Origin of the sequence: Thalassovita sp. (assembly GCF_034670005.1) — a bacterium.
In the GTDB taxonomy this organism is placed as follows: domain Bacteria; phylum Pseudomonadota; class Alphaproteobacteria; order Rhodobacterales; family Rhodobacteraceae; genus Thalassobius.
In genome coordinates, this window is sequence record NZ_JAXMOH010000005.1 from 53,085 (window position 1) to 79,656 (window position 26,572).

Annotated in this window: 25 protein-coding genes; 12 read left to right on the forward strand and 13 right to left on the reverse strand. The window is 59.6% G+C overall.

Annotated features, from left to right (window positions below):
- The first annotated feature begins 64 nt into the window (after positions 1-64).
- Entirely contained in the window at positions 65-217 is a 153-nt protein-coding gene (locus VOI23_RS10930) for a hypothetical protein (RefSeq protein ID WP_323784828.1), read from the forward strand.
- Positions 218-291: 74 nt separating this feature from the next.
- Here the strand turns inward: VOI23_RS10930 and phbB are convergent, their stop codons facing one another.
- From phbB to VOI23_RS10950, 4 genes are all read right to left on the reverse strand, one after another.
- Positions 292-1,014: an acetoacetyl-CoA reductase gene (gene phbB, locus VOI23_RS10935; RefSeq protein ID WP_323784829.1), complete on the reverse strand. Its 723-nt coding sequence runs from the start codon at positions 1,012-1,014 to the stop codon at positions 292-294.
- A gap of 185 nt (positions 1,015-1,199) precedes the next feature.
- The gene (locus VOI23_RS10940) at positions 1,200-2,375 is read right to left on the reverse strand and encodes an acetyl-CoA C-acetyltransferase (protein WP_323784830.1); all 1,176 of its coding nucleotides are present in this window, start codon (positions 2,373-2,375) and stop codon (positions 1,200-1,202) included.
- 145 nt (positions 2,376-2,520) lie between these two features.
- Positions 2,521-3,357, reverse strand: coding sequence for an EAL domain-containing protein (locus tag VOI23_RS10945; RefSeq protein ID WP_323784831.1), 837 nt, complete (start codon positions 3,355-3,357; stop codon positions 2,521-2,523).
- Between the two features lie 150 nt (positions 3,358-3,507).
- Positions 3,508-4,071 carry a TlpA disulfide reductase family protein gene (locus VOI23_RS10950; protein ID WP_323784833.1) on the reverse strand — a complete coding sequence of 188 codons (564 nt, stop codon included), beginning with the start codon at positions 4,069-4,071 and terminating at the stop codon, positions 3,508-3,510.
- A gap of 21 nt (positions 4,072-4,092) precedes the next feature.
- Here VOI23_RS10950 and argH point away from each other — a divergent pair, with 21 nt between their 5' ends.
- The 5 genes from argH (at position 4,093) to VOI23_RS10975 (ending at position 9,987) form a co-directional block, all read left to right on the forward strand.
- Positions 4,093-5,484, forward strand: coding sequence for an argininosuccinate lyase (gene argH, locus VOI23_RS10955; protein ID WP_323784835.1), 1,392 nt, complete (start codon positions 4,093-4,095; stop codon positions 5,482-5,484).
- Positions 5,481-5,621, forward strand: a complete 141-nt coding sequence (locus VOI23_RS10960; RefSeq protein WP_323784836.1) for an argininosuccinate lyase — start codon at positions 5,481-5,483, stop codon at positions 5,619-5,621. The genes argH and VOI23_RS10960 overlap by 4 nt, the downstream gene beginning before the upstream one ends.
- Positions 5,621-5,935 (forward strand): DUF2834 domain-containing protein, encoded by a 315-nt coding sequence (locus tag VOI23_RS10965; RefSeq protein ID WP_323784837.1) that lies wholly within the window; start codon positions 5,621-5,623, stop codon positions 5,933-5,935. The genes VOI23_RS10960 and VOI23_RS10965 overlap by 1 nt, the downstream gene beginning before the upstream one ends.
- A 203-nt stretch (positions 5,936-6,138) precedes the next feature.
- Complete coding sequence (lysA, locus tag VOI23_RS10970; protein WP_323785007.1) at positions 6,139-7,404, forward strand: diaminopimelate decarboxylase; 1,266 nt, start codon at positions 6,139-6,141, stop codon at positions 7,402-7,404.
- Positions 7,405-7,437: 33 nt separating this feature from the next.
- Entirely contained in the window at positions 7,438-9,987 is a 2,550-nt protein-coding gene (locus VOI23_RS10975) for a TIGR02302 family protein (protein ID WP_323784839.1), read from the forward strand.
- Here the strand turns inward: VOI23_RS10975 and VOI23_RS10980 are convergent.
- The 4 genes from VOI23_RS10980 to VOI23_RS10995 all read right to left on the reverse strand — a co-directional run bounded on the left by VOI23_RS10980 (position 9,962) and on the right by VOI23_RS10995 (position 15,068).
- On the reverse strand, positions 9,962-11,278 hold the full coding sequence (locus VOI23_RS10980; protein ID WP_323784840.1) for a HAMP domain-containing sensor histidine kinase: 1,317 nt from the start codon (positions 11,276-11,278) through the stop codon (positions 9,962-9,964). The two genes, VOI23_RS10975 and VOI23_RS10980, sit on opposite strands and share 26 nt — an antisense overlap.
- 158 nt (positions 11,279-11,436) lie before the next feature.
- Positions 11,437-12,726 (reverse strand): HAMP domain-containing sensor histidine kinase, encoded by a 1,290-nt coding sequence (locus tag VOI23_RS10985; protein WP_323784841.1) that lies wholly within the window; start codon positions 12,724-12,726, stop codon positions 11,437-11,439.
- 207 nt (positions 12,727-12,933) lie between these two features.
- Positions 12,934-14,511: a 2-isopropylmalate synthase gene (locus tag VOI23_RS10990; protein ID WP_323784842.1), complete on the reverse strand. Its 1,578-nt coding sequence runs from the start codon at positions 14,509-14,511 to the stop codon at positions 12,934-12,936.
- 350 nt (positions 14,512-14,861) lie between these two features.
- Complete coding sequence (locus tag VOI23_RS10995; protein ID WP_058263620.1) at positions 14,862-15,068, reverse strand: cold-shock protein; 207 nt, start codon at positions 15,066-15,068, stop codon at positions 14,862-14,864.
- Positions 15,069-15,296: 228 nt separating this feature from the next.
- Here VOI23_RS10995 and trxC point away from each other — a divergent pair, with 228 nt between their 5' ends.
- Positions 15,297-15,728, forward strand: a complete 432-nt coding sequence (gene trxC, locus VOI23_RS11000) for a thioredoxin TrxC (RefSeq protein WP_323784843.1) — start codon at positions 15,297-15,299, stop codon at positions 15,726-15,728.
- Positions 15,729-15,755: 27 nt separating this feature from the next.
- On the opposite strand, the gene VOI23_RS11005 is transcribed toward trxC, so the two are convergent.
- On the reverse strand, positions 15,756-16,076 hold the full coding sequence (locus VOI23_RS11005) for an antibiotic biosynthesis monooxygenase family protein (RefSeq protein ID WP_323784844.1): 321 nt from the start codon (positions 16,074-16,076) through the stop codon (positions 15,756-15,758).
- Between the two features lie 114 nt (positions 16,077-16,190).
- Between VOI23_RS11005 and VOI23_RS11010 the strand changes: the two genes are divergently transcribed.
- Complete coding sequence (locus VOI23_RS11010; protein ID WP_323784845.1) at positions 16,191-16,841, forward strand: hypothetical protein; 651 nt, start codon at positions 16,191-16,193, stop codon at positions 16,839-16,841.
- Positions 16,842-16,906: 65 nt separating this feature from the next.
- Positions 16,907-17,389 carry a HugZ family protein gene (locus VOI23_RS11015; protein WP_323784846.1) on the forward strand — a complete coding sequence of 161 codons (483 nt, stop codon included), beginning with the start codon at positions 16,907-16,909 and terminating at the stop codon, positions 17,387-17,389.
- Between the two features lie 2 nt (positions 17,390-17,391).
- On the opposite strand, the gene VOI23_RS11020 is transcribed toward VOI23_RS11015, so the two are convergent.
- The gene (locus tag VOI23_RS11020) at positions 17,392-19,680 is read right to left on the reverse strand and encodes a glycosyl hydrolase family 28-related protein (protein ID WP_323784847.1); all 2,289 of its coding nucleotides are present in this window, start codon (positions 19,678-19,680) and stop codon (positions 17,392-17,394) included.
- Between the two features lie 202 nt (positions 19,681-19,882).
- Between VOI23_RS11020 and VOI23_RS11025 the strand changes: the two genes are divergently transcribed.
- Positions 19,883-20,695 (forward strand): CHAD domain-containing protein, encoded by an 813-nt coding sequence (locus VOI23_RS11025; protein WP_323784848.1) that lies wholly within the window; start codon positions 19,883-19,885, stop codon positions 20,693-20,695.
- A gap of 304 nt (positions 20,696-20,999) precedes the next feature.
- Here VOI23_RS11025 and VOI23_RS11030 read toward each other — a convergent pair whose 3' ends face one another.
- Positions 21,000-22,574, reverse strand: coding sequence for a lysine--tRNA ligase (locus VOI23_RS11030; RefSeq protein WP_323784849.1), 1,575 nt, complete (start codon positions 22,572-22,574; stop codon positions 21,000-21,002).
- 263 nt (positions 22,575-22,837) lie between these two features.
- Here VOI23_RS11030 and VOI23_RS11035 point away from each other — a divergent pair, with 263 nt between their 5' ends.
- The gene (locus VOI23_RS11035) at positions 22,838-23,263 is read left to right on the forward strand and encodes a tellurite resistance TerB family protein (RefSeq protein WP_323784850.1); all 426 of its coding nucleotides are present in this window, start codon (positions 22,838-22,840) and stop codon (positions 23,261-23,263) included.
- Positions 23,264-23,305: 42 nt separating this feature from the next.
- On the opposite strand, the gene dacB is transcribed toward VOI23_RS11035, so the two are convergent.
- Together dacB and VOI23_RS11045 are read right to left on the reverse strand one after the other, a co-directional pair.
- Complete coding sequence (gene dacB / locus VOI23_RS11040; protein ID WP_323784851.1) at positions 23,306-24,796, reverse strand: D-alanyl-D-alanine carboxypeptidase/D-alanyl-D-alanine-endopeptidase; 1,491 nt, start codon at positions 24,794-24,796, stop codon at positions 23,306-23,308.
- Between the two features lie 64 nt (positions 24,797-24,860).
- A complete protein-coding gene (locus VOI23_RS11045) occupies positions 24,861-25,460 on the reverse strand; it encodes a nicotinate-nucleotide adenylyltransferase (protein ID WP_323784852.1) in 600 nt (199 codons plus the stop codon).
- Between the two features lie 111 nt (positions 25,461-25,571).
- Here VOI23_RS11045 and VOI23_RS11050 point away from each other — a divergent pair, with 111 nt between their 5' ends.
- Positions 25,572-26,450, forward strand: a complete 879-nt coding sequence (locus VOI23_RS11050; protein WP_323784853.1) for a bifunctional helix-turn-helix transcriptional regulator/GNAT family N-acetyltransferase — start codon at positions 25,572-25,574, stop codon at positions 26,448-26,450.
- Positions 26,451-26,572: the final 122 nt, after the last annotated feature.

Genomic DNA, 26,572 nt, shown 5'->3' on the forward strand with positions numbered 1-26,572 from the left:
GTGAGTCGTAACGGTGAGGTTCAGATTGTAAGCAGTTCAAAAACTCTTATCCATAGAGGCCGCCATGATCGAAACCGCTCAAAACACCCGTGTTGCAAACGCCTATGCCACTGCCCATGCCGAACGCGCCAAGGCGTTTGGCGCTTTGTTCGGATGGCTGTTTACACGTCCTTCCGTTCCGCTGGCCACAAACGGCCTTACGGAACCGTGCCGCTGACCATTCCCGGACTTACGGCATGAAAAAGGGCCGGTCGCTCGACCGGCCCTTGGTTTTTTTCAGATCGGCAGGGCTTAGACGAAGAACTGCCCGCCATTGGCCGAAATGGTCGATCCGTTGATGAAACCGGCATCGTCCGAGGCCAGAAAGACCACGCAACGTGCGATTTCTTCGGGTTCACCCAGACGGCCGGTCGGGATCTGAGCGATAATCGAATCGCGGACCTTTTCCGGCACCGCCATCACCATTTCGGTGGCGATATAGCCGGGGCAGATCGCATTGGCGGTGATGCCTGCGCGCGCGCCTTCTTGCGCCAGCGATTTCACGATGCCCAAATCGCCCGCCTTGGTCGCGGCATAGTTCACCTGAGCGAACTGACCCTTCTGACCGTTGATCGAGCTGATCACGATGACACGGCCGAATTTGCGTTCGCGCATGCCGGGCCAGATCGGGTGAACGGTGTTGAACACGCCGGTCAGGTTGGTGTCGATTACCTCGGACCACTGTTGCGGGGTCATTTTGTGGAACGGCGCGTCGCGGGTGATGCCGGCATTGGCAACGACCACGTCGATCGGGCCCAGATCGGCTTCGACCTTGGCGATGCCTGCCGTCGATTCCTCGTAATTGGCCACGTTCCACTTGTAGGTCTTGATCCCGGTTTCTTCGGTGAACTTGGCGGCGGCCTCATCGTTGCCGGCATAGGTTGCGGCAACATCATATCCTTCGGCCTTCAGCGCTTTGGAAATAGCTGCGCCGATGCCGCGTGATCCGCCGGTGACGAGTGCGATTCGAGCCATGGGTGTCCTCCAGTCTGGCAATACGTGTTGGTAACACTGTTACTTTGATGTGAAAGTTTGCGCAATATTATTACGCGTTGAAATTTGGTCTTTCGGCCACTTTTTTGCAGTTGCGGCATTATGTCTAAGAAAAAGGGGCACCAGATGGCGCCCCTTGATATGTCGTCGCATCTGGCAGCGCCTGCTTATGGGCGTTCCAGACACATGGCCACGCCCATGCCGCCACCGATGCAAAGCGTTGCGAGGCCTTTATTCGCCTCGCGCCGCTTCATTTCGAACAGCAGGGTGTTCAGGATACGACAGCCCGACGCGCCGATCGGGTGGCCGATGGCGATGGCGCCACCGTTCACGTTAACGATCGACGGGTCCCAGCCCATGTCCTTGTTCACCGCGCAGGCCTGAGCGGCGAAGGCTTCGTTGGCTTCGACCAGATCCAGATCGCCCGCGGCCCAGCCCGCCTTGTCCAGCGCCTTGCGCGACGCGGCAATCGGACCGACGCCCATGATCGACGGGTCTACCCCTGCAGTGGCGTAGGAGGCGATCCGCGCCAGCGGTTCCAGCCCGCGCTTTTCGGCCTCTTCGGCGCTCATCAGCAGCACGGCGGCGGCACCATCATTCAAACCGGATGCGTTCGCGGCGGTGACCGATCCATCCTTGGTGAAGGCGGGGCGCAGTTTCTGCATCGCTTCCATGGTGGCGCCGTAGCGGATGTATTCATCCTTATCGACCACGATGTCGCCCTTGCGGGTCTTGATGGTGAAGGCGATCACCTCGTCGTCGAATTTGCCAGCTTTCTGAGCCGCTTCGGCTTTGTGCTGCGACGCAACGGCGAATTCATCCTGCATGTCGCGGCTGATCTGCCACTGTTCAGCGACGTTTTCCGCCGTCTGACCCATATGGTAGCCGTTGAAGGCGTCCCACAATCCATCGCGGATCATCGAATCGATGTATTTCACATCGCCCATTTTCACCCCGGCGCGCAGATGCGCGACATGCGGGGAAAGCGACATGCTTTCCTGACCGCCGGCGGCGACGATTGCCGCATCGCCCAGCTGAATGTGCTGTGCGCCCAGAGCGACGGCACGCAGGCCCGAACCGCACACCTGGTTGATGCCCCATGCCGCGCTTTCGATCGGCAGTCCGGCATTGATATGCGCCTGACGGGCGGGGTTCTGACCCTGACCAGCGGTCAGAACCTGACCAAGGATCGTTTCGGACACGTCCGATTTGTCGATGCCAGCGCGGGCGACAATGGCTTCCAGAACAGCAGCGCCCAAATCATGGGCGGGTGTATTTGCAAAAGAGCCTGTGAACGAACCGACAGCCGTCCGGGCCGCGGAAACGATTACAACATTGGTCATAGTATCCTCCACCAATTTCAGGATCGAGGAGCCCGAGGGCCGAGCGGTTGTCGCGGACCCATGACTCATCGCCTTCCGCTTCGTCATAAATTATTCGCCGCGTTGCGGCAACCGGGCGAAAGTACCGTATCGCAGGAATTGGTGGTTATCCTGCCCTTATTTGCTCTTCTTGCCAGACCATATTGACCCGCGGAACGCCGAACAGATGCCCTTGCAGGCAGTCGATTCCATGATCGGACAGCCACAGCGCTTCTTCGCGGGTTTCGACGCCGCAGGCGACGGTCAGCATCTCGAAATGTTCCGCGATCATCCGCAACCCCGACACCAATACCTGATTGTCGGGGGTCCGGTGGATCGACCGGCTGAACCCGCCGTGGATTTTCAGGATGTCGAAACTGAAGTCGCGCAGATGGCTGAGTGACGTGATCCCGGCACCGAAATTATCCAGCGCGAAAGCGACATTCTTACCCCGTACATGATCCATGAACGGGGTTACCAATTCCGGCACCATCATCGCCGAGGCTTCGCTGATTTCCAGGATCAGCCGTTCCCCAACCGTGGCATCCCGGGCCAACCCGCGCTCCAGACTTTCCATCCAGCGCGGATAGCCCGCCGAACGGAGCGACATATTGACGGAAAGACGGACATGCGGGTGATCGGCCAGGGTTTGCAGCCCCTGTTCCAGCGCAACGCAATCGATCAGCCGCCCGACTTCGGTGTCTTCGACATGGTCCATGAATTCGCGGGCCGGAATGACCCTTTTGGTGTCATCGAAGATCCGCATCAGCCCTTCGTAGAAGGCGATTCGACCGGTGTCGCCCGCCTCGACCACGGGCTGAAATGCCAGCGCCGCTTCGTTATGGCGCAGGGCATTCTTGACCATTTCCAACACGTTGCGGTCACGTTCAAACACGGCATAGGACAGCGCGCTGTCCTGCCCGTCCGGAACGTCTGCCATTTCCCCGAATCTTCTATCCGACATAGTCACCCCCTTCTGATGCTAGGCAGGGGTACCGTGCGGCAAAGGTTCTAATGGTGCCTTAAAATTAAAATTTGAATGTTTTTCAGACTCAAATCTCCATTTTTTCTACCAAGGCATCGCGAAACACCTGCGGTCGCGATGCCAGATCGGTCAACTTTCACTGGCGATCAGCGCTTCGATTAGTGCCCGCGCCTCGGTACCGCTCCAGTCCGCATCGCCCATCAAACGGCCGATTTCGCGTCCCTCAGGATCAAGCAACACCGAAACTGGCAATCCCATCACGGCCATGCCGCGCGCCAGCATCTGCTTGGGATCGCGGTGCAGGGGCAGGTTTTCAACCCCGGCATCGGCAAAGAATTTCTTCATGGCCGGCGGCGGATTGTGACCGGTGGCGATGGTGACAACCTCGAAGCGATCACCGCCATAGCTTGCCTGCAATGCGTCCAGCATCGGCATTTCGGCCCGGCAGGGCGCGCACCAGGTAGCCCAGAAATTCACCAAGACATACTTGCCTTGATAATCCTGCAGCCGGGCCTCTGCACCGGTTTCCGACATGAATCCCACATCCGGCAGCGGTTTTGGCGTGCTGTGGAAATTCATTTTCTTCATGTCGCCCTGGCGCAGCGCCGACAGCGCGGCGGTGTCCGCCGCCAGCGCGCCATTTGCACCAAGCAGAAAGGCCGTATAAAGGACCAGTGAAACGATTTTGCGCATATAACCTCCCAAGGGGCAGACATGAGTGACACTTCCTCGAACCAGATGTGGGGCGGCCGCTTTGCCGCCGGTCCGGACGCGATCATGGAGGCGATCAATGCCTCTATCGGGTACGACCAGCGCATGGCAGCGCAGGATATCGCGGGTTCAAGGGCCCATGCCGCCATGCTGGCGGCGACGGGCATCATAACTGATAGCGATGCCGACACCATTCGGGAAGGGCTGCTCACGGTCTTGTCAGAGATCGAGACCGGCACATTCGAATTTTCCACCGCGTTGGAAGATATTCACATGAATGTCGAGGCGCGGCTGAAGCAGATCATCGGCGAACCGGCGGGCCGGCTGCACACCGCGCGGTCGCGCAACGATCAGGTCGCGACCGATTTCAAACTCTGGGTCCGCGATCAGATCGACGCCGCAATCGAGGGGATCAGGGCGCTGATCGCCGCGCTGATCGGTCAGGCCGAGATTGGCTGCGATTGGGTGATGCCCGGATTTACCCATTTGCAGACCGCACAGCCAGTGACCTGGGGTCATCATATGATGGCCTATGTGGAAATGTTCGGCCGCGACCTGTCCCGTTTTCAGGATGCCCGCACGCGGATGAATGAATGCCCGCTGGGTGCTGCGGCGCTGGCCGGGACCTCTTTCCCGATCGACCGCCATATGACTGCCGCTGCCTTAGGGTTTGACCGGCCCAGTGCCAATTCGCTGGACGCGGTGGCGGATCGCGACTTCGCTTTGGATTTCCTCGCCAGCGCCTCAATCTGCGCCATGCACCTGTCACGCTTTGCCGAGGAACTGGTGATCTGGTCCTCGGCCCAGTTCCGCTTCGTTACCATGTCGGACAAATGGTCGACCGGGTCCTCGATCATGCCACAGAAACGCAATCCGGATGCGGCGGAGCTTCTGCGTGCCAAGATCGGCCGCATCTTCGGGGCCAACGTGGCGCTGATGACGGTGATGAAGGGGCTGCCCCTGGCCTATTCCAAGGACATGCAGGAAGATAAGGAACAGGTGTTCGACGCCGCCGACAACCTGATGCTGGCACTGGCCGCAATGACCGGAATGGTCAGCGACATGACCGGAAATCGCGATGCATTGGCCGCCGCCGCGGGATCGGGTTTTTCCACCGCGACCGATCTGGCCGACTGGCTGGTGCGGACGCTGAACATGCCATTCCGCGATGCCCATCACGTCACCGGATCGCTGGTGGCGCTGGCCGAATCCAGGGGTTGCGACCTGCCTGACCTGACGCTTGAGGATATGAAATCGGTGCATGGCGCGATCACCGCTGCCGTATTTGACGTGCTCGGGGTTGATAATTCCGTCGCCTCGCGCATGTCCTATGGCGGTACTGCCCCGGCACAGGTGCTGGTGCAGATCAAGCGTTGGAAAAAGGTGCTGGAATGAAACCTGTCCTGATCGTGATTGCGTTGTTGGCTCTGGCCGGTTGCGGGGCCGATGGTGAACCGACGGCGCCGGCGCCGAAAACGTCTCAACCCGGCATCACAATCAGCGGCGAAGCCACGATTGGGGTCGTGCTCTGATGTCGCCGCTGCGACTGGGATATCTGATACTGGCGATCTGGGGGGCGGTGCATCCGCTGGCGCTGCTGCTGCCCTGGCTGCGACAAAACGGCCTTGATCTTGCGGCGTTGATCGCGGCCTGGCAGGCCAATGGCGCTGTGGCGGGTCTGTTTTGGGACCTGACCATCACCGCCATCGCCCTGACCCTGTGGATTTTCGCTGAGGTCAGCATTCGCCGCAACTGGTCGGCGCTGCTGGCCGTCCCGGCAACCTTCCTGATCGGGGTCAGTTGCGGACTGCCGCTTTACCTCTTCCTGCGCACCCGTCCGGTGTGAGACGCCCATTGGGGGCCAGCCCCCAAACCCCCGGGATATTTTTGAACAGAAGAAGGGGATTGGGGCGCCCGTTTCACGCTGATGTATATGTGCCTGCCGGAGGCGAAACAGCTATGGGCACACCAGGGGCGTGCCTTTTGATCAATTGAATTGCGGCGCGGCTCTGGCTAAGAGGCATGAGACGCAAGCAAAGGGCGGGTGAAATGGATCATTTCCTGTATAAAGACGGGGCGCTATACGCCGAGAATGTACCGGTGGCCGAGATTGCCGCTCAGGTCGGCACGCCGTTCTATTGTTATTCCACCGCCACGCTGTTGCGCCATTTCCGGCTGTTCGACGAGGCGCTGGCCGGGATGGACCATGTGGTCTGCTACGCGATGAAGGCGGCCAGCAATCAGGCGATACTGACCACGCTGGCGCAAGCGGGCGCGGGGATGGACGTGGTTTCGGGCGGCGAATACGCCCGCGCGATCGCAGCCGGTGTACCGGGGGACAAAATCGTGTTCTCCGGCGTTGGCAAGACCCGCGATGAAATGCGCGCCGCGCTGGCGGGGGGCATTCGGCAGTTCAATCTGGAATCCGAACCCGAAATGGAGGTGCTGAACGAGGTCGCCACCGCGATGGGCGTTGTTGCGCCGGTGACGGTGCGGGTCAATCCGGATGTGGATGCCAAGACCCATGCCAAGATCGCCACCGGCAAGAGCGAAAACAAATTCGGCATCCCGATCGCACGCGCACGCGCGGTCTATGCCCACGCTGCGCGTCTGCCGGGGCTGAAAGTGGTCGGTATCGATGTGCATATCGGCAGCCAGCTGACCGAACTGGAGCCATTCCGGCAAGCCTATCGCAAAGTGGCCGACCTGACCCGGACCCTGCGCGCCGATGGCCATGGTATCGACCGTCTCGATCTGGGGGGTGGTTTGGGAATTCCCTACACGCGTTCGAACGAAGCGCCTCCTCTGCCAATAGAATATGGTGCGATGATCCGCGAAGAACTGGGCGATCTTGGCTGCGAAATCGAAATCGAACCGGGGCGGCTGATCGCGGGCAATGCCGGGATCATGGTGTCCAAGGTGATTTACATGAAATCCGGCGAGGGCCGCGATTTTCTGATCCTTGATGGGGCGATGAACGATCTGGTCCGTCCGGCGATGTATGAGGCGCATCATGATATCATCCCGGTGATCGAACCGGATGCCGGGGTCGAACAACGCCCCTATGATATCGTCGGTCCGGTTTGCGAATCCGGAGATACCTTCGCCAAGCAGCGGATGATGCCGCCGCTGGCGGCTGGCGATCTGGTCGCCTTCCGCTCGGCCGGGGCTTACGGTGCGGTGATGGCCAGCGAATACAATACCCGGCCTCTGATCCCAGAAGTTTTGGTGCATGAAGATCAATTTGCGGTTATTCGCGCACGTCCGACCTTTGACGAAATGATAAATCGAGATACCATTCCCGAATGGCTGTAGCGCGATCCCCGCGTATGGCCGTTGGGATCAGGTATGGCGACACCCGAACGCGCGTTTGAAACCACTATCCGCTGGCCGCTGCGACTGACCTGGGCTGGGTTGATCGCTGAACGTGCGACCCGCGCCTTTTGGCCGTTGTGGAGCATCGCAATGGTCTGTCTGGCGCTGCTGATGCTGGGTCTGCAGCAGTCAATGGCGGTGGAACTGGTCTGGGCCGTGGTAATTGTGGCCGCGCTGGCGCTGATCTTGGCCGGCCTGTATGGGCTGTGGACATTCCGCTGGCCGCGGCGCGCCGACGCGGTAGCGCGGCTGGATGCCACACTGGCCGGGCGGCCCCTGCAAGCGGTTCACGACGCGCAGGCCATCGGTATCGGTGATCCTGCGTCCCGGGCGTTGTGGCAGGCCCATCAGGCGCGCATGACAGCGCGGCTGAGCGAGGCGCGCGCGGTGCGGCCGGATCTCAAGGTGTCACGCAACGATCCTTTCGCGTTGCGCTATGTCGCCTTGATGGGGATTGCGGTCGGGATACTTTTCGGGTCGCTGGACCGGGTGGGCGAAGGCGGCACGCTGTCCCCGGGTGGCGCGGCTCTGGCGGCTGGACCGTCCTGGGAAGGCTGGATCGAACCGCCAAGCTATACCGGGTTGCCGGTTCTGTACCTGCCGGATCAGACCGGCGAATCGCTGGATATTCCGCAGGGCAGCCGCATCATCCTGCGCTTTTATGGTGCTGTCGGCCGTTTGACCCTGGCCGAAACCGTGTCGGGGCGCCGCGGTGAAGTGCCGCCTGCCTCGGACCCCGAACAGCAATTTACCGTCGCGCAGGGTGGCCGGTTGGATATCAACGGCACCGGCGGCCGGTCCTGGGATGTCGCCCTGTTGCCGGATGCTGTGCCCAGCGTGGCGCTGACCGGTCCGTCCGAGACGTCGTTCGATGGGCGGATGAGCCTGCCTTACCGGGCAGAGGATGATTACGGGGTGGAGTCCGGCCAGGCGCGAATCGACTTGGATATTGGCGCTCTCGACCGGCGTTACGGGTTGGCGCTCGATCCCGAATCGCGCCCAGCGATCGAAAGGGACCTGACGCTGCCGATCACCGGTAGCCGGGCGGAGTTCAGCGAAAACCTGATCGACGATTTTTCGCAACATCCCTGGGCCAATCTGCCAGTGACCGTCAGCTTGCAAGTGACCGATGCCGCCGGGCAGACTGGTTTTGCGCAGCCTGTCACGATGGTTCTGCCGGGGCGGCGGTTTTTCGATCCGCTGGCCGCGGCCGTCATCGAACAGCGCCGCGATCTGCTATGGAACCGCGACAATGCCGCACGGGTGGGGCAGGTGCTGCGGGCTGTTTCATGGAAACCCGAAGACCGGTTGTTCCGGTCCGAGGCAACTTATCTGCAATTCAGGGTGATCCTGCGCCGACTGGAAGGTTTTGCCAAAGCCGGGATCAGCGCCGAACAGCGCGATGAGATCGCGCAGGCGCTGTGGAATCTGGCGGTGCAGTTGGAAGATGGCGATATCGACGACGCACGCGAACGTATGCAGCAGGCGCAGGAACGGCTGAACGAGGCGATGAAGCGCGGCGCCAGCGAAAACGAAATAGCCGAACTGATGCAGGAATTGCGCGACGCGACACAGGATTACATGCGGCAATTATCGCGTCAGGCGCAGCAACAGCAACAACAGAACGAAAATTTCGACAGCGCCGAGAACCAACAATCCATGCAGATGGATATGAATGATCTGCAACGCATGATGGACCGGATTCAGGACCTGATGGAACAAGGCCGCATGGCAGAAGCGCAGCAGGCGCTGGAAGAGCTGCAACAGTTGATGGAAAACATGCGGGTGACGCAGGGTGGCGAAGGGCAACCTTCGCCCGGGCAGCAGACGATGGACAATCTGGCTGAAACCCTGCGCGATCAGCAGGGCCTGTCGGATCAGTCGTTCCGCGATCTGCAAGAGCAATTCAATCCCGGTGCCAATCAGGGCCAGTCGCAGAACAATCAGGGCCGCAACGGCGGCGAAGGACAGGGACAGTCACATGACGGTCAGGGCGACGGTCAGCAAGGTGAAACCGGCCAGCCTGGGGAACGCAGCCTGGCCGAACGGCAGAACGATCTGCGCGAAGAATTGAACCGCCAGCGCGGCAACCTTCCGGGACAGGACACTCAGGCGGGGCAGGCCGCCCGCGACGCCTTGGAACAGGCCGACCGCGCCATGCGCGGGGCCGAGGATGCGCTGCGTCAGGACGATTTGGCCGGTGCGATTGACCAACAGGCCGAAGCGATGAACGCCTTACGCGAAGGGATCCGCAATCTGGGTGAAGCACTGGCCGAAGCTGAACAGGAACGTCAGGGCGGACAGGGTCAGGCACAGGGCAATGCCCGGTCGGCAGAACGCGATCCGCTGGGCCGCAGCCCGGGGACCGGCGGGGCGCTGGGGGGCGATCAGGACCTGCTTCAGGGCGAAGATGTCTATCGCCGGGCGCGTGAATTACTGGACGAAATCCGCCGTCGGTCCGGCGAAGGGGCCAGATCGCGCGAAGAGCTGGATTATCTCAAGCGGCTGCTGGAGAGATTCTGACCTGCCCGGCGATCGGCAGATCAATCCACAATTCACAACTGTCAGCGTGCCGTTTACCGGTGCCGACACCGATGCGACCGTTCATCGCCTTTGCATAAGCGCCTGCAATTGCCATCCCTATCCGGCTGTCCGCCCCGAGATTGAAGCTCGTATCAAGCGGTTCGTCGAACCGGAAAAGGTTTTCGCGTTCGCGTACCGGTATGTTTGGGCCATTATCGCTGACCGAAAGCCGCATGATTTTGTCGCCAGAGATCAGCTCAATCCTGATCTGTCCACCCTGTGTCGCGTTGCTAATTGCGCGGTCGATCAGATGGAACAGGGCTTCGGTCAGCATGGCGGGATCGGCAAGGACACGGATCCCCTCGGCCTTGATGATCTTTACCTTGATTTCTTTCAGTGCAATGTCGTCTTGTAATCTTTCGATGGCCTGTCCGACATGGTAGTTCGGATTGACCTCCTGCGGCACGGCTTGCACCGATCCGGACAGCAGGCGTGTAAGAGCGGTGGTGCGCTCGGTCTGCGCCAGAATATCCAGCCCGGCGCTGCAAATCGCTTCGGCGGTGCGCCGGATTTCAGGCGGCGCATCGGGGTGGTTCTGCAACAGTTCCGACGCTCCGATGACCGCATTCAGCGGCGTCCGTATTTCGTGACTCATCGAAGACAGAAAGGCGGTCTTAGAGCGCCCCGCTTTCTTTTCTGCGCGCAGAGCCTTGCGCAGGGCCAGATCGTATCGCTGTGCGATCCAGTTATAGAGAGTGAAATCCAGCAACACGAAAATCACCGTATAGGCCGCATAGACATAGCGATAAGCGACTGCCTGATCTTGCCCAACTTCGACATAGGCCAGATTGCCGAAATTGGTCGCCTGCAGGATCAGCCAGCAGATGATCGGCAGGATGGCGAAGGCCAGGACCAGCGCCCTGTTGTCACGCCACGACAGGACCAGGAAAGGCAAACCGACATAAAGATAGAAATGATACCAGTAGTTGCTGTCGGGATGGATGGTCAAACTGCCCAGTAAGGCGCCGAGATTGAGCATGCTAAGCAGTATCAAACGTGCACTCAGGTGCCGGCCACGGCGATGCAGGAAAACCCCGGCCACCGCGCCGATCAAGACCAAGAGGCTGCCAATCGCCGTCATATATGCGCCCGCTACGAACAGGGTCAGCATTTCGATGAAGGCAATGATCGCGATACTGATGGCAATGTTGAACGCGGCGCGAACCTGGCGTCGGTTCCTGGCCGGTTGCGGATAGAACCGAAGCGTACCGTTATCAAAGCGCTCGAACACGTCTTGCTTGCCTCCTGTTGGTTCGCGTTACCATCGCGTCGCGCGGCTGATTGTTTGTGTAACTCTAGTTAAACGTCAAATCCGCATTTTTTTTCAGGCGACCGCCGGTATCAGGCACGGCCAGCGCCGTGGCGCTTCGTTTCATTGCGGAAAAGCGACTAATTGTCAGCAATCGGCAGCTCGACCCAGACATGGGCGCCGCCATCTGCACAGCTGCTGATTCCGATATCGCCCGACATTGCTTCGACATAGGCTTTGGCGATGGTCAGGCCAATGCCACCGCCCGGTTCCGTCCCCAGAGATTGTTCCAGACGTTCGAAGGGTAAAAACACCTTCTCTCGTTTGTTCCGCGGGATGCCGGGGCCGTTATCCTTGACCGAAATGCGCAATTTGTGGTCCAGCCCATGAGCTACAACGATCCGGATTTTGCCATTTTCCGGCGAATATTTTGCTGCGTTGTCAACTAGTTGAGAAAGCGCTTCCTTAAACATCCGGCTATCGGCCAATACCAGATCGAAACAGGTCCGCGTGGTATCGATATGGATATTTTTCGATTGGACGAGGTCCTTGGACTGGTCAAGAACCGAAGAGATCAATTCCATTGGATCTTCGTGCCGCAGCGTGACATTAACCTCGCCGCCGCTGATACTGGCGTAGGACAAGCTTTTTTCCATCAGGGACAGGATGTCCTGTCCGGCTTGGCCGATATAGGTCGCCAGCCTGAGCGTGTCCGCGGTCGCATCGGGATGGTTGCGCAACAGCTCTGCGCCGCCAATAATGGTGTTCAGCGGTGTCTGCAGTTCATTGTTCATTGATGACAAGAACGCGGTCTTGGCCCGGCCCGCCTTTTTCTCTGCGCTCAGAGATTGGCGCAACGCCTCGTAATAGCGATGCGTCACGAAATCGAAATAGCCGAATTCCAGCGCGAGGAAGACAAACACCAAGAAGGAATGCCAGTAGGAAAAGGCCTTTGACGTCTCAACATCAATCTCGACATAGGCACCGTTGCCATAATTGGTAATGAGCAGAATGTTCCACAGGATCAACGGCAGGACCGACAGGCCCATCACGACTTTCTGGTTCTCGCGCCAGGAAAAAACGATGAAAGGAAGGCCGACAAAGGCCAGCATGATCAACGAAGCATTGCCGACCGGGTCTTCGAAATAGCAGGATACAAACAGCAGCAGGTTGGAAATCAGCAGCATCAGAACCCGCCCGGCGGTATGGAGGCCGACGCGGCTCAGCAGTCCCGAAACAGCAAGTCCAACCAATCCAGCCACTGACAAAGCGGTCGAAACCGGCGCGCTCAGCAGCGCGTTAGTGATTATCGAGTAAACCGCAAAACCGATCAGGATCAACAGGACCGTATTCGACGTCTTCTCCCGCCGCCCGAAACGGGCCGGCACGGGCAAGGAGCGATATTCGCCGAAGTTGAATCGCTGGAACACCGCTTTTCACTCCTAATAGCAGCAACACAAAAGCCTGGCGCAGCATTCCAAGACCTGGTGAAAGGTCCGGAAAGGCGTCCAAGCCCACTCAAAATCAGAGAGATAATAGCATTTCCGGAAACAGGGGAACGAAAATATATACCAAAGGGTTAAAAAAGAAGCCCCGGGAGAACCCCGGGGCTGTCTAATGGATGCATCGCGATTGGATCAATGAACGTCTTTGTAGTTAATCTCCCGGCGGTCTCCACCAGGCGATGTTTTTTCACGTCTTACGATCAATCTGTTAAGGGCGTGTATATAGGCTTTCACGCTTGCCACAACCGTATCCGTGTCGGCCGATTGTCCGGTCGCGATTCTGCCGTCTTCTTCGATTCGGACCGAAACCGTGGCCTGTGCGTCGGTGCCTTCGGTGACCGCATGGACCTGATACAACTGCAACTTTGCATTGTGCGGGTACAGCATTTTGACGGCGTTGAAGGCTGCGTCGACCGGGCCGTCGCCAGTGGCGTCGATGGTCTTTTCCTCGCCATCGACACTCATCGTCAGTTCGGCTTCCTGCGGGCCCTCGGTGCCGCAAACGACCCGCAGCCGCTTCAGTTGCAGCACGTCCGTGCCACCCTGCACGACCTCGTCCTGCACAAGCGCGATCAGATCATCGTCAAAGACTTCCTTCTTGCGATCGGCCAGTTCCTTGAACCGCACGAAGATGTCATTCAACTGATTGGCAGCCAGATCGAAGCCAAGCTCGTTCATCTTGGCGCGCAGCGCGGCGCGGCCGGAATGTTTGCCCAGCGGCAGTGAAGTGCCCGCGATCCCCACATCTTCGGGACGCATGATTTCGAAGGTTTCCGCGTTTTTCAGCATACCGTCCTGGTGAATGCCGCTTTCGTGGGCAAAGGCGTTTTTACCGACGATGGCCTTGTTGAACTGCACCGGGAATCCCGACACGGTCGCGACCCGCCGCGAGATATGCATGATCTTGGTGGTGTCGATCCGGGTCTGGTAGGGCATGATGTCGTTGCGCACCTTGAGCGCCATCACCACTTCTTCCAGCGCGGTATTGCCAGCCCGTTCACCCAGACCGTTGACGGTGCATTCGATCTGCCGCGCGCCCGCTTCGACCGCGGCCAGCGCGTTGGCGGTCGCCATGCCAAGGTCATTATGGCAATGAGTGGCGAAAATTACCTCGTCGGCACCGGGTACTTTTTCGATCAGCATCCGGATCAGATCGGCGCTTTCGCGCGGCGCGGTATAGCCCACGGTGTCGGGAATGTTGATCGTTGTAGCACCGGCCTTGATCGCGATCTCGATCACCCGGCACAGGTAATCGTGTTCGGTGCGCGTCGCGTCCATCGGCGACCATTGAACGTCGTCGCACAGGTTGCGCGCGTGGGTCACCGTGTCGTGGATTTTCTCGGCCATTTCATCCATCGACAGGTTGGGAATGGCCCGGTGCAGCGGCGATGTGCCGATGAAGGTGTGGATGCGCGGCTTTCCAGCGTGTTTCACCGCTTCCCAGCAACGGTCGATATCCTTCAAATTGGCACGCGCCAGCCCGCAGATCACGGAATTCTTCGACCGCTCGGAAATCTGTTTCACCGCTTCGAAATCGCCCTCGGATGCGATCGGGAAACCGGCTTCGATAATATCGACGCCCATATCATCCAGCAGCTCGGCGATTTCCAGTTTTTCGTCATGGGTCATGGTTGCGCCGGGGCTTTGTTCGCCGTCGCGCAGGGTCGTGTCAAAGATCAAGACTTGGTCTTGCTTGGTCATATCGGTCATGTCGGGTCTCTTTATCTAATCTTGCTTAAGCCTGGGCGCGAAGGAACACATCCTCTGAGCGGTCGCGCCGGGGCTGGCACGCTCAGAGGCGGCTTAGCAATAGCAGGGCAGCAAGCGACAGCGCGCCGTCAATGCGGCGTGGTGCGGTCGTGATATGGCCCTTGGTCATCATGGGATCATTTTATAGCCGCTGAGCTGTGAAAGAAAACCCTCAATCGATAGATTCTCCACTCCGCCATATCCAGATGGATCAACGAAGGAGGCGTTCTTGGGGTTTTACCTTTGCCCGGAATAGAAAAACCGCCCCGGTATGGGGGCGGTTATCAATCGAAACTTCTGTGGCTCGAGGCTCAGAGCAGGCTCAGATCCACCGCGCTTTCACGACCGTCGCGGCCCGATTGCAGATCGTAGCTGACCTTTTGATCGTCTGCCAGCCCGGTCAGGCCGGACCGTTCCACTGCGGAAATATGGACAAAAATGTCCTTTCCGCCGTCGTCGGGGGCGATGAAGCCATAGCCTTTGGTGGTGTTGAACCATTTAACAGTGCCGGTGGGCATGTCGTGTCTCCTTTGATAGTGCTGCCCGCGGAATTGCGGCAGCTCGGCTCGTCAGTCCAAGATCGAAAAACTGAGCCGTCAAAGGGCCGTGGTCGATAGAGAGTAACGTCGCCCTGAAAATATGAGCGCAGTATTGAGTCATGGCAAGTGTGATCTTGATCTGTGGTCTTGTCGTTTTGCCGGGGCTTATTATATTCGAAAATGAATATATGAACAAAGGAGGCCGTGATGGCGCCGAAAAAAATCACCTGCCTGGACTGCGGTCAGGTCAACCGCGTTCCCGAAGATAAACTCACCGCAGCGCCGAAATGCGGAACCTGCGGCGCAAAGCTGATTTCCAGCAAGGCGGTCGAGATTGATTTCGACACGCTGCAAAAGGCAGCGCGCAACGACGACCTGCCTCTGGTGGTTGATTTCTGGGCACCGTGGTGCGGTCCCTGCCGGATGATGGCGCCGGAATTTTCCAAGGCGGCCGGGGTGTTGAACGGTCAGGCGCGGCTGGTCAAGCTGAACACCGAAGCCCACCCCAAGGCCGGAGCGGCCTATAATATTCGTGGCATTCCGACCATGGCGGCCTTTGCCAACGGTCGTGAAAAGGCGCGCCAATCGGGGGCAATCCCGGCCCCGGCCATTGTCGATTGGGTCAAAGCTGCGGTTTGACTTGATCGGTTTGGCCCTACAGCGTCGTCAATTGAAACTGTAGGCCACGTCATACATGACCGGCTCGAAGCTTTTACACAGATCGGCAATCTTGCGATTGCGGCTGCGCATCTCCTTGGTGCGCAGCATTGCTTGAAAATCCTCGCGCTTGCGCCATTGCGAATAGCTGGCGATCCGGGTCTGCGCATCATTCACATGCAAACCCGCAGCGATGAACCCCGGTTGCTTTGAGATGAAGCTTTGATAGGCATCCGTCAGCGCCTCAAGCAGGTCCTGACAGGTGCCGGGCGTCATTTCAAAGGTGGTGAGGACCGTCTGAAAATCATTATCTTGCGAGATCTTGGGCATTTTTTTCCTCCCTTTGATGCCTTAGCCTAGCACCGGGGCAGGAAAATCCAAAAGCGCGAAATCTTTAATTCGCTATTTACTAAAATCCGTCAGAGTTTGCGGAGGAGCGGAGCGATGCGCAAAATCCTCTTGGCGATCTGTTTTGGATTGATCCCCGTTATAGCCCCGGCGGGGGCGTGGCTACGTGAACAGGGAACGGGTTTCTTTTCTTCAAGCGTTTACCTGATCGATCCCAATTCGGGCGGCAATCACTATGCCGGTCTCTATCTGGAATATGGGGTGGCGCCGCGGCTGACCTTGGGGCTTGATCTGGGTCGCGGCGTGTCGGGCAATACCAAAACCATCGGTTTCCTGAAATTTCCCATCGGGTCGACACAGGGTCCGCATCATGTCGCGCTGGATTTGGGATTCGGGGAAATCGCCGGCAATCCGACATTCCGTCCTGGATTATCCTATGGACGTGGGTTTTCCAGCCGCTTCGGGGACGGATGGATATCGCTTGAAACCGCGATCGAGCTGAATCTGCGCGATGAAACCTCCGATTTCAAAGCCGACCTGACCTTCGGGTTGAACCGCGATGACCGCCATAAAATCATGCTGCAACTCCAAAGCGGCAAAGCGGTGGGCGATCCCCCGTTCTTGCGACTTGTTCCCTCGGTGACACGCGCAATCGGCAACGGCTGGCTGTTGGAACTGGGCGTTACCCAAGAAGTGATCGGCGGCACTGCAAGCGGGTTGAAATTCAGCCTGTGGCGGGATTTCTGAACTCCGGCGGGGCAGGGCGCATGGCCGCCCTTGTCCTTCAATCGTCATCGCCCTAGCGTTCTCCCATGCCTGATCTGATCCGACCGACCGATGACGACGCCCGCCAATTGGCCCGCGATCTGCTGGACAGCGCCCGTTACGGCGCACTGGCCGTGCTCGAACCCGACAGCGGTCAGCCGCTGGTCAGCCGTGTTGCCGTGGGAACCTCGCCACAGGGGCAGCCGGTCAGCCTTGTTTCGGACCTGGCGCATCACACCCGTGCCCTGCAGAAAAACCCCGCCTGCTCTCTGTTGGTGGGGGAACCGGGGGACAAGGGCGATCCGCTGACCCATCCGCGCCTGACATTGCAGGCGCAGGCCCGTTTTCTGGGCCATGGCGACCGCGGACATGCCGAATTGGCCGCGCATTATCTGCGCGACCACCCCAAGGCAAAGCTCTATATCGGCTTTGCCGATTTTTCATTTGTCTTGTTCGACGTATCCGGGGCGTTTCTCAATGGCGGGTTCGGTAGGGCCTTCACCCTGACACCTGATGATTTGCGCCTCTAAACTCAATCATTGTCCATGCGCACGGTGACCGCGACACTGCCCTGAACCGGTTGCGACCAGAACAGTTGTATCTGGTCCCGATCAGCCCCCTGTTCGACGGCTATATACGGCATGTCATAGACGGCGACATTCGCGGCATTCTTGATCTTGGACCGTGTCACCAGACTTTGAACGTTCTGGGCGTAGCCGCCAAAGGGTAGCGGGCCTTCGCAACCAATGGTCCAGACACCGGCTTCGGTATTCTGCTCGAACTGCAAAACGGCCGGATTGGAGCAGCCCTGGCTGATCGCATTGAACATATTGCCTTGCACGGTGATGTTGCGCATGCGGCTGTAATCCAGATCGGAATAGGTCGTGTCCACATGTTCGACCCGGTCCAAGGTGCCATGGATCGCCCGGAAAATATTGCCGGTGATGTTCAAGCCGCTCACAAAATGGCCCGCCCCATGTGGTTTGACCACGATGAAGCGGAACCAGGGCGCCGACCCGATGGATTGGAAAATATTGTCGGTAATGCTTAGCGCGCTGAAGGAAAATTCATTGCTGAAACCCGGTTCGTGGTCATGTTCGTTGGTCCATTCGACCGAACAGTTGTCGATATAGTTGCCGTTGATCGTGGCGCGGTTATGCGGGCTGGTCAGAACCAGCCCGGCGGTGCGCACGCCTTCGTCCTCATCGTCGCCCTGAAACCAGTGATTGCCGGTGATGATCGAACTGGTCCCGCCAAGAACCGCGAAATGGCGGAACTGAGTGATCCGGTTGCTGCGCAGCTTGACGTCATTGGCGTTGGCGTTCAGCGCGATCGACACCCGGTCCTGCACCCGCATCCCGGTTTCGTTCGACAAAAACTGACAGCGGTCGATCAGCATGCCCTGACAGCCTTCGCCGATTGAAGTGATCCCCCGGTTCCGGGGCGCGGTCATGAAACAGTCCCTGAGGTGAAAAATCAGCCCGACCGGGGCCAACATGATGCCGCTGGCCCGCCCATTGCACAGAAATTCGATATCCGACATCGAAAATTTTGACAGCTTCTGAAAACCGCTGAAATCCAGCAGGTATTTGTAGCGGGTGAAGGTGTAGGTCTGGGTCCCCACCGCATCGAAAATTGGGGCTGACAAGGTGATTTGCTGGGCGGCCACGTTTTTGGCGCGGACATAGACCTCGCGCCCGACCCCATTCCCGGTGACCAGCGCACCGATAGGGATATTGGCGACGTTGGCGACATTGCTCAACCGCAACGGATCGGACGTTGAATAGCTGGCGGTCGAGGTGAAAACCTCGGTGTCCCAATCGCTGGATTCTTCGCAATAGAACTGACCGTTGCGGATATGACGCCGCTGGGCAAATTCGGTGCGGTTGGGCACCGCTGCCTGCATGTCGATCGGCCCGGTAACGCTGATCCTGAGCCCGCCCAGATCCAGCGATTCATGATCGGAATTGTTCAGCAGTGATTGAAACGCTTTGCGGAAGGCCTGCATTTCATCGCCGAAAGCATCCACATAGGTCGGCAGGTCGAAATTCTTGGTCAGTGACAGGATCGCGCTGTCGGGCATCACCAGGGTGCCCTCGAATTGGGTCGGGGCGGACAGTGTCACGCTTGATCCCAGATAATAGCTCCCCCGCGACACCAAAACCCGGCGTCCGGCGGCGGCGTCGTTCGCCGCTTCAAAGGCGGCGCTGTCATCGGTGACCCCATCGCCAACAGCACCGTAATCGCGCACATCGACCCAGTTCATCAAATTACGGTGGAACACGTTGGTGATATCTTCGATCTCGATATCGTCGATCCTGATCACGCCGCCATTTGGCCCGGTCAGGTCCAGCCCGAAATGGGCGTAAACCGGCACATTGCCCCAGACCATATCGACCCCGCCACGATTGCCCGATCCGACAATTGCACTGACCTCTACGACCTGACCATAATCGGTCAGCGTCACGCTGGGTCCGGCCTCGGTCAACCCGGTGACATGGGTTTCGCTGCCGGTCCCGGCCCAGCCCGCGATTCTGACCGACGGCAGGTTGCCGCTGATGGCCTTGATCCTGGCGCGTATCCGCAGATAGCACCCCGGAAAAAGCGGCGTCTGGCCCATATAGCGCAGCTTCTGCGAAGATGCGGTTTTCTGCAATTCCAGACACCCGGCGAAATCGGCATCGGCGGGCACATAGGCGGCATTCGCCGCGTTTTCATATGTATCCGATCCTGGCGTGCCGTCACCGCTGGACCAGACATCCAGCCCGAATTCAAACGCGGGAGGCATGAATACCACCCCGTCGGTAATCGCCTTGTTCATACTCTGTCCTTTTCTCAGGCCCTCACGCGGTCAGGCGCAGTGCCGGGCATCCTTGCGTAATCCGGGTCGTTCCCGGGCTGGTGAGGGGATAACAAATGAGGCGTTAACGACAGTTGAGACCACCGTGACGCGGGGGGCGACCTTGAATCGACAACTGGAATGAATAGATGACAAGAAATTCCGAAATTATAGCGCAAAGACAATGGCCTATCGCCTGACCCGCAAAGACAATTCACTGCAATCCGCACTGCGCCGGATCGCGTTGGAACAAATTGATGCAGGATTGCGGGAACTGGCCGACCCGGCAATGGATCGAAAAATCTTGGTTCACAACCTGCGCAAACGATGCAAGAAACTGCGCGGGCTGATCTGGCTGGTGCATCGCGGTTTCCCACAGGCCCGGCGAGAAGACCGCGCGATCCGCGATCTGGCGCGCCTGTTGGCGGATCGCCGTGACCGGACGGTCCTGCTGGACACCCATAGCCGTCTCGGTGGTGATGCGGTGTCATTCCAAGAGAAATCTCTACCCAATGAGGTCGGGGGCCGTTTGCGCGCCCTGCGCGCCCGCGCGGCCCATTGGACGCTCAAGGGCAAGGATGCCGCCATCCTCAGGGCTGGCCTGACCGAAGTGGCGGGGCGGATGAATGCCGCTTTGAAAAAGGCGTTGAAAAAGGACAGCCCGGAAAACCTGCATCAATGGCGCAAATGGGCGAAGTACCACTGGTATCATGCCCGGCTGATGCAATCGGCCCGGCCCGGCCCGATCCGCGCCCGCCGGTTCGAGGCGCAGGCGCTGGCCGAGGCGCTGGGCGATCATCACGATCTCTCAGTTTACCGCAACAGGCTGGATGGGCAGCCGGCCGCGGATCGCGACGCGCTCGACGCCCGCGCGCACAAGCGGCAGAAGAAGCTGCAAAAACGCGCCTTCGATCTGGGCCGCGGTTTCCGGGCCGACAGGCCGGAGAATCTGGCCAAACGTTGGGTCAAATGGTGGGCACTCAGCCGCCAAAGCTAGGCGCCACGAACCGGAACGCCCGCCGCAGCATGGCCGTCCGGCGGCGGTCAGCAGGATTGTGTGCGCCTTTCGGCGCACGCTTTATGTCTCAGAAAAATGCTTCCAGCCTTTTTCTTCGGACTTTGCCTCCGGCGGGAGTAGTTGGGCCAAGAAGAAGCATGAAAACACCTTTGTGTTTCTTCTTGGTGAGAAACTCCGGGGGTTTGGGGGCTGGCCCCCAATCTGCTTTGCCTATGGGGAAAGCAGACACGGCGCGCCCTGAAAGAGCGCACCGCTTGGCGTCAGAAAGGGCAGGGTGCCCGGCTTAGCCCAGATCGCCTGCCAGCGCCTTGTCGATCAGCGCGATGGTTTCCTCGATGCCGTAAAGCGCGATAAAACCACCGAAACGCGGGCCTTGGCTGGCGCCCAGCAGAACTTCGTACAGCGCCTTGAACCAATCGCGCATCGGGTCGAACCGTTCGCGGCCGACGCTGAATACCAGCCCCTGCAGTTCCTCGGCATCCAACCCGCCATCCCATTCGGCCAGCTTGTCGCGCAGCTCGGTCAGCGCTTCGCGTTCCAGATCGCTCGGCGCGCGGAACACCTTGGTGGGTTTGACGAAATCGTTGTAATAGCGCACCGCGAACCCGGCCGCCTGATCCATATCGGCATTGGTTTCGGGCGACGCATCGGGCGCATAGCGGCGGATAAAACCCCACATGGTTTCGGTGTCCTCGGCGCCGGAAACAGAGGCGAGGTTCAGCAGCATCGAGAACGGCACCACCATGGTCGAGGCCGGCGGGTTGCCGCCGTGGATATGCCAGACCGGGTTGTTGACCTTCTGCGCCGCGTCCTGATCTGGATAGGCGCGCAGCTGCTGGTGATACTCGTCCACCGCCTTGGGGATCACGTCGAAATGCATCCGCTTGGCGGTTTTCGGCTTCTGGTACATGAAATAGGACAGCGACTCGGTCGAGGCATAGGTCAGCCATTCGTCGATGGTCAGCCCGTTGCCTTTTGACTTGGAAATCTTCTCGCCGTTCTCATCCAGGAACAGTTCATAGGTGAAGTGCTCCGGCTTCTTGCCGCCGAGTATTTCACAAATCCGGTCATAGATCGGCGTGTTGGTGCTGTGATCCTTGCCATACATTTCGAAATCCACGTCCAGCGCCGCCCAGCGGGCGCCGAAATCGGGCTTCCATTGCAGTTTCACCTGGCCGCCGGTCACCGGCAGGGTCCATTCGCGGCCGTCTTCGTCGTCGAAGGTGATGGTGTAATTTTCCGCATTCACCTCTTTCATCGGCACGTAAAGCACGCGGCCGGTTTCGGGATGGATCGGCAGGAAGATCGAATAGGTCTGCTGGCGTTCTTCACGCAAGGATTTCAGCATCACTTTCATCACGTCGTCATAACGTTCGACGGCACGTTTCAGTACCTCGTCAAACTGGCCCGACTTGTAGAATTCGGTGGCCGAATAGAATTCGTATTCGAATCCGAACGTGTCGAGGAACCGGCGCAGCATCGCGTTGTTGTGGCCGCCGAAACTGTCATATTCGCCGAACGGGTCGGGCACGGCGGTCAGCGGCTTCTGGATATTGGCGTGCAGCATGTCCTGGTTCGGAACGTTTTCCGGCACTTTGCGCATGCCGTCCATGTCATCGGAAAAACAGATCAGGCGGGTCGGGATGTCACTGATCAGCTCAAAGGCGCGGCGGATCATCGTGGTGCGCGCGACCTCGCCGAAGGTGCCGATATGGGGCAAGCCCGACGGGCCATAACCGGTTTCAAACAGGACATGGCCTTTCTCGGGCGCCTGTTTCTCGTAACGCTTCACCAGCTTCCGGGCTTCTTCGAACGGCCAGGCTTTCGATTTCAGGGCGGCGTCACGCAATTCGGACATCGGTAGTCTCCAACAGGTCAGGGTCCGCCCGCGCCCCATGCGCGGCAGACCGCCGTTTCCTATGTCGCAACGGAACGCCAGTCAACATGGCCGCGACGCAACAGATTGCCCCATTGCGGGGCGCAGCGTTGGCAAAGGAATGAACCCCTATGACAAAACCCGTGCCGTGGCGTCGCGATACCTTGTCGGCAGCAGGTCGAAGGCTTATCTTTCCTATGAAAGCGCCCCGGTACATTGATCGGGCGAAAACGGAAGGAAAACCGGTGTCCGAACAGATTTCTCATCCACTTAGCCCGCAGGATTGCCTTGTTGCGGTGATGATTGCCGTGTCGGCGTCGGATGAAAACATGCGCACCGCCGAATTGCTCAAGATTCAGAACGCGGTCAATCACCTGCCGGTTTTCGCATCCTACGATATCGACCGGATGACCAAGATGTCACAAACAGTGTTCGATCTGTTTTCCGAAGAGGACGGTCTCGATGCCCTGTTCGGCCTGATCCGCGATAACCTGCCGGAACATCTGTTTGAAACCGCTTATGCGCTGGCTTGCGATGTGGCCGCTGCGGATGGTCATATTCTGGAACCGGAATTGCGCCTGCTGGAAGAGATCCGCTACGAGCTGAATATTGACCGTTTGCACGCCGCTGCGATCGAACGTGGTGCCCGCGCCCGGCATCTGAGCGGTTAATCCCCCTTCTGTCAGCAGCAACCATTCTCGGCCATCCCCCGGTCAGGCCCCGTAAAGCGTTCCCCAGCGTTCCAGCAATGTCTGTTGCAGCCGCTTGGATTTCCGGATCCAAGTGCGGCTGCCCGTGGGCCGTTCCCGGTCGTCTTTGCCCAACGCGCTGCGTCTTTGCTGATCGGCGGTGAAAATAGCAAATGCCAGTTCCGATCCGTCAGTCGCGGTCACATATCCGGCCAGGGCGCTTGCGAAATTCAGCGTGCCGGTCTTTGCCACGACTTTCAGCGGATGGTTTTTATTAGGTTTGCCATCGGCATGGCGCAGGGTGATCTGTTTCAGGATCGGCTTCAACTGCTGTCTGGCCACCGGGGTATCGAGCGCGCGAACCATGTCGGCGGCAGTCACCCGCGACGCATCCCCCAAGCCGGAATGATCGACGAAACGCGCTTGGGTCATGCCCAGATTGGCGCGGGCCCAGCGGGTCATCGCCTGACCCGATGCCACCAGGGACGCGGCTTTGGGGTCTTCCACCCGGGTCGCGGCCAGACCGATCATTTCCGCGCTCAGGTTGGTCGAATATTTCAGCATCAGACGCAGTATATCGCGCAGCACCGCGCTTTGATGCGTGACCACCGTGGTCCCGGCTGGCAAAGCGTCCGTGATGGTTTCCGTCTTCAATTGGATGCCATGAGCGCGGGCCAGGGTGCGGAACACGTCGCCGGCATATTTGTCAGGCCGCCGCACCGGCAACCAGCGCGATCCGCCATTGCCCAGCGCGCCACTGGCCACCGTCCAGTGATCGGTGCCGCCCCGGCTTTCATAGGTATAGACCGGGAGCTGCCGGTTCTTGACCGTCATTTTAGCGACCACGACGTCCGGGCGATATTTGGCGCTGCGCGCATCCATGCTGACACCCCAGCCCTTGCCGCTGCGGCGCCATTCGAAATGGACCCGGTTGAAATTCAGCGCCAGTCCGGAAATGGACGGGTTATAGCCGACATGGTCGGGCTGATTCTGGTCGATTTTCCCGACATAGGGCAGCGTCCCGGCCCAGACTTTGAACTGGCCGCGAACCTCTCGCACACCGGCGGCCTTCAGTTTGCGGGCCATATCGGCCAAAGCATCGGTGTCGAGCGTCGGATCGCCGCCGCCCGCCAGGACCAAATCCCCTTTCAACACGCCATTTTCCACCGGCCCGGTCGCGATCAGCCGGGTGCGGAACCGATGTGTCGGCCCCAGCTTTTCCAACGCATAAAGCGTAGTGATTGATTTTGTCACGCTGGCAGGGGGCAGGCCCAGCGACCCTTCGTGGCTTTCCAAAACCCGTCCGGTGGCGGTGTTGGCGACGGCAAAACCGATCTGCCCACTCAGCCCCGCTTTGCGGATCAATGCCTCGGCTGCCGGAATCGCCTGTTTATGCAATCCAGACGGGCGCGTATGGGGGCGCAGGGAAATTCCCGGCGGTGCGGCCCAGGCCGGCACTGCTGACGCTGCAGCGAGAACGGTCAGAAAACCGCGTCGGGAATAGTTTTGAACCATAGCGGAATTCTAACCTCAGCCGCGCCTGCTGGACAAGCGCTGCAAACGCCATGCCGTTTCGATTTTATTCCCAATCGCCCCGTTCGCGGATCATTGTTGACGAAACCGCAACCATCGGCACATTCACGAAACACCAGCACGGGGCCGGGCAATGGCCCAGCAGATGACTGGCCCGTGCAGGAAGCCGCGCAGCGCGGAACATCCGTGCGGCTTTCGACGACCGGGCCGAGATTCGCCGCCGGGGCCGTGCCAGAACGCCAATCGGCACCCGCGCCACGATATCCTGCCAATCCTGCCATTGATCAAATTGCACCAGGTTATCCGCCCCCATCAGCCAGACGAATTTCACATCCGGCCGTTGCCGCTGCAGCGCGGCGATGGTTTGGGCGGTAAACCGGGTTCCGATCTGGGCTTCGAAATCGCTGATCTTGACGCGCGGATGATCGATCATCCGGCGCGCCATTTCCATCCGCCGTTGCAGGTCGGCAGGGCCCCTTGCCTTCAGCGGGTTGCCCGGACTGACCAACCACCAGACCTGATCCAGACCGAACCGTTTCAGGGCTTCGCGGGTGATATGGGCATGACCTTCATGAGCCGGGTCGAAAGACCCGCCCAGCAGCCCGATCACCTGTCCGGCACGTGCATATGGCAATTCGTAACGCATTGCGTTTCCTTGGCCTTTCGCGGCTTGCGCTGTCAATGGTCAAGGCGCCGCTTGACGCTGCGAAAAAGTTGTCCTAGGTAAATCAAAAATGGTTTACCAGAGTCAACGATCATGCCGCAAGACCCCGTCGCCCGCATACGCCGCTTCAACCGTGCTGTCACCCGCGAAACCGGCGCGCTGGACCAGTCCTTCCTCGGCCGTGGCCGCCCGCTCGGCCCGGCGCGGGTGCTGCACGCCATCGGCCCGGACGGCACCGATCTGGAAAAAATCCGCGATTACCTCGACCTGGAAAAGGCGCTGCTCAGCCGTTTCCTGAAAACCTTGCAGGATGACGGGCTGATCTCGCTGGCCAAGGACCCCGCCGACGGCCGCCGCCGCATCGCGACGCTGACCGAACAGGGCAGGGCGGAACAGGACGCCTATAATGCGCTGTCTGACACCCGCGCCCGCGCCCTGCTGGACCGCCACCCGAAACCCGAAGCATTGCTGGCGGCGATGGACCTTGTCGCCTCGGCGCTGGGCCGCGACCGGGTGGATCTGACCGAGGCCGACCCGCGCAGCACCGACGCCGTCTATTGCCTCTCCGAATATTACGCCGAGTTGGGCCGCCGGTTCGACACCGGCTTCGACGTCAATCTCAGCCGCGACCCCGAGGCCACCGACATGATGCCCCCGCGCGGCAGCTTCCTGATCGCCCGCTCCGACGGGCTGCCGCTGGGCTGCGTCGGGCTGAAGGGCACCGACAAGGGCTACGGCGAAATCAAGCGGCTCTGGGTCTCCCCCGCCGCCCGCGGCCTCGGCATGGCCCGTCGGTTGATGGACGCCGCCGAGGATGCGGCCCACGCCCTCGGCATCACCCTCCTGCGGCTCGATACCAATTCGGCCCTGCCCGAGGCGGTGGCGCTTTACCGCAATTCCGGCTGGACCGAGATCGAGCGATTCAACGACGACCCCTACCCGGATCATTTTTTTGAGAAGCGGCTGGGCTGATTCCCGGGATCGCCAGCGATCCGGTTCGCGCCTTTGAGGTCAGAACCCGCCCGGCACCGCCGGGCAGCGCCTACCTGCCCCCCGGCAGGCGCTTCATACCTCGAGATTGAGGATGTCGCACC

Excerpts from the sequence above, each read along its gene's own strand:
- VOI23_RS11030 (WP_323784849.1), bottom strand. The coding sequence starts at position 22,574 with ATGTCCGAATTGCGTGACGCCGCCCTGAAATCGAAAGCCTGGCCGTTC.
- VOI23_RS10950 (WP_323784833.1), bottom strand. The coding sequence starts at position 4,071 with ATGCGCAAAATCGTTTCACTGGTCCTTTATACGGCCTTTCTGCTTGGT.
- VOI23_RS11015 (WP_323784846.1), top strand. The coding sequence starts at position 16,907 with ATGCCTGATCTGATCCGACCGACCGATGACGACGCCCGCCAATTGGCC.
- phbB (WP_323784829.1), bottom strand. The coding sequence starts at position 1,014 with ATGGCTCGAATCGCACTCGTCACCGGCGGATCACGCGGCATCGGCGCA.
- VOI23_RS11025 (WP_323784848.1), top strand. The coding sequence starts at position 19,883 with ATGGCCTATCGCCTGACCCGCAAAGACAATTCACTGCAATCCGCACTG.
- VOI23_RS11005 (WP_323784844.1), bottom strand. The coding sequence starts at position 16,076 with ATGCCCAAGATCTCGCAAGATAATGATTTTCAGACGGTCCTCACCACC.
- VOI23_RS10930 (WP_323784828.1), top strand. The coding sequence starts at position 65 with ATGATCGAAACCGCTCAAAACACCCGTGTTGCAAACGCCTATGCCACT.
- VOI23_RS10990 (WP_323784842.1), bottom strand. The coding sequence starts at position 14,511 with ATGACCGATATGACCAAGCAAGACCAAGTCTTGATCTTTGACACGACC.
- VOI23_RS11020 (WP_323784847.1), bottom strand. The coding sequence starts at position 19,680 with ATGAACAAGGCGATTACCGACGGGGTGGTATTCATGCCTCCCGCGTTT.
- argH (WP_323784835.1), top strand. The coding sequence starts at position 4,093 with ATGAGTGACACTTCCTCGAACCAGATGTGGGGCGGCCGCTTTGCCGCC.
- VOI23_RS10960 (WP_323784836.1), top strand. The coding sequence starts at position 5,481 with ATGAAACCTGTCCTGATCGTGATTGCGTTGTTGGCTCTGGCCGGTTGC.
- VOI23_RS10975 (WP_323784839.1), top strand. The coding sequence starts at position 7,438 with ATGGCGACACCCGAACGCGCGTTTGAAACCACTATCCGCTGGCCGCTG.
- trxC (WP_323784843.1), top strand. The coding sequence starts at position 15,297 with ATGGCGCCGAAAAAAATCACCTGCCTGGACTGCGGTCAGGTCAACCGC.
- dacB (WP_323784851.1), bottom strand. The coding sequence starts at position 24,796 with ATGGTTCAAAACTATTCCCGACGCGGTTTTCTGACCGTTCTCGCTGCA.
- VOI23_RS10965 (WP_323784837.1), top strand. The coding sequence starts at position 5,621 with ATGTCGCCGCTGCGACTGGGATATCTGATACTGGCGATCTGGGGGGCG.
- VOI23_RS10995 (WP_058263620.1), bottom strand. The coding sequence starts at position 15,068 with ATGCCCACCGGCACTGTTAAATGGTTCAACACCACCAAAGGCTATGGC.
- VOI23_RS11010 (WP_323784845.1), top strand. The coding sequence starts at position 16,191 with ATGCGCAAAATCCTCTTGGCGATCTGTTTTGGATTGATCCCCGTTATA.
- VOI23_RS10940 (WP_323784830.1), bottom strand. The coding sequence starts at position 2,375 with ATGACCAATGTTGTAATCGTTTCCGCGGCCCGGACGGCTGTCGGTTCG.
- lysA (WP_323785007.1), top strand. The coding sequence starts at position 6,139 with ATGGATCATTTCCTGTATAAAGACGGGGCGCTATACGCCGAGAATGTA.
- VOI23_RS11045 (WP_323784852.1), bottom strand. The coding sequence starts at position 25,460 with ATGCGTTACGAATTGCCATATGCACGTGCCGGACAGGTGATCGGGCTG.
- VOI23_RS10945 (WP_323784831.1), bottom strand. The coding sequence starts at position 3,357 with ATGTCGGATAGAAGATTCGGGGAAATGGCAGACGTTCCGGACGGGCAG.
- VOI23_RS11050 (WP_323784853.1), top strand. The coding sequence starts at position 25,572 with ATGCCGCAAGACCCCGTCGCCCGCATACGCCGCTTCAACCGTGCTGTC.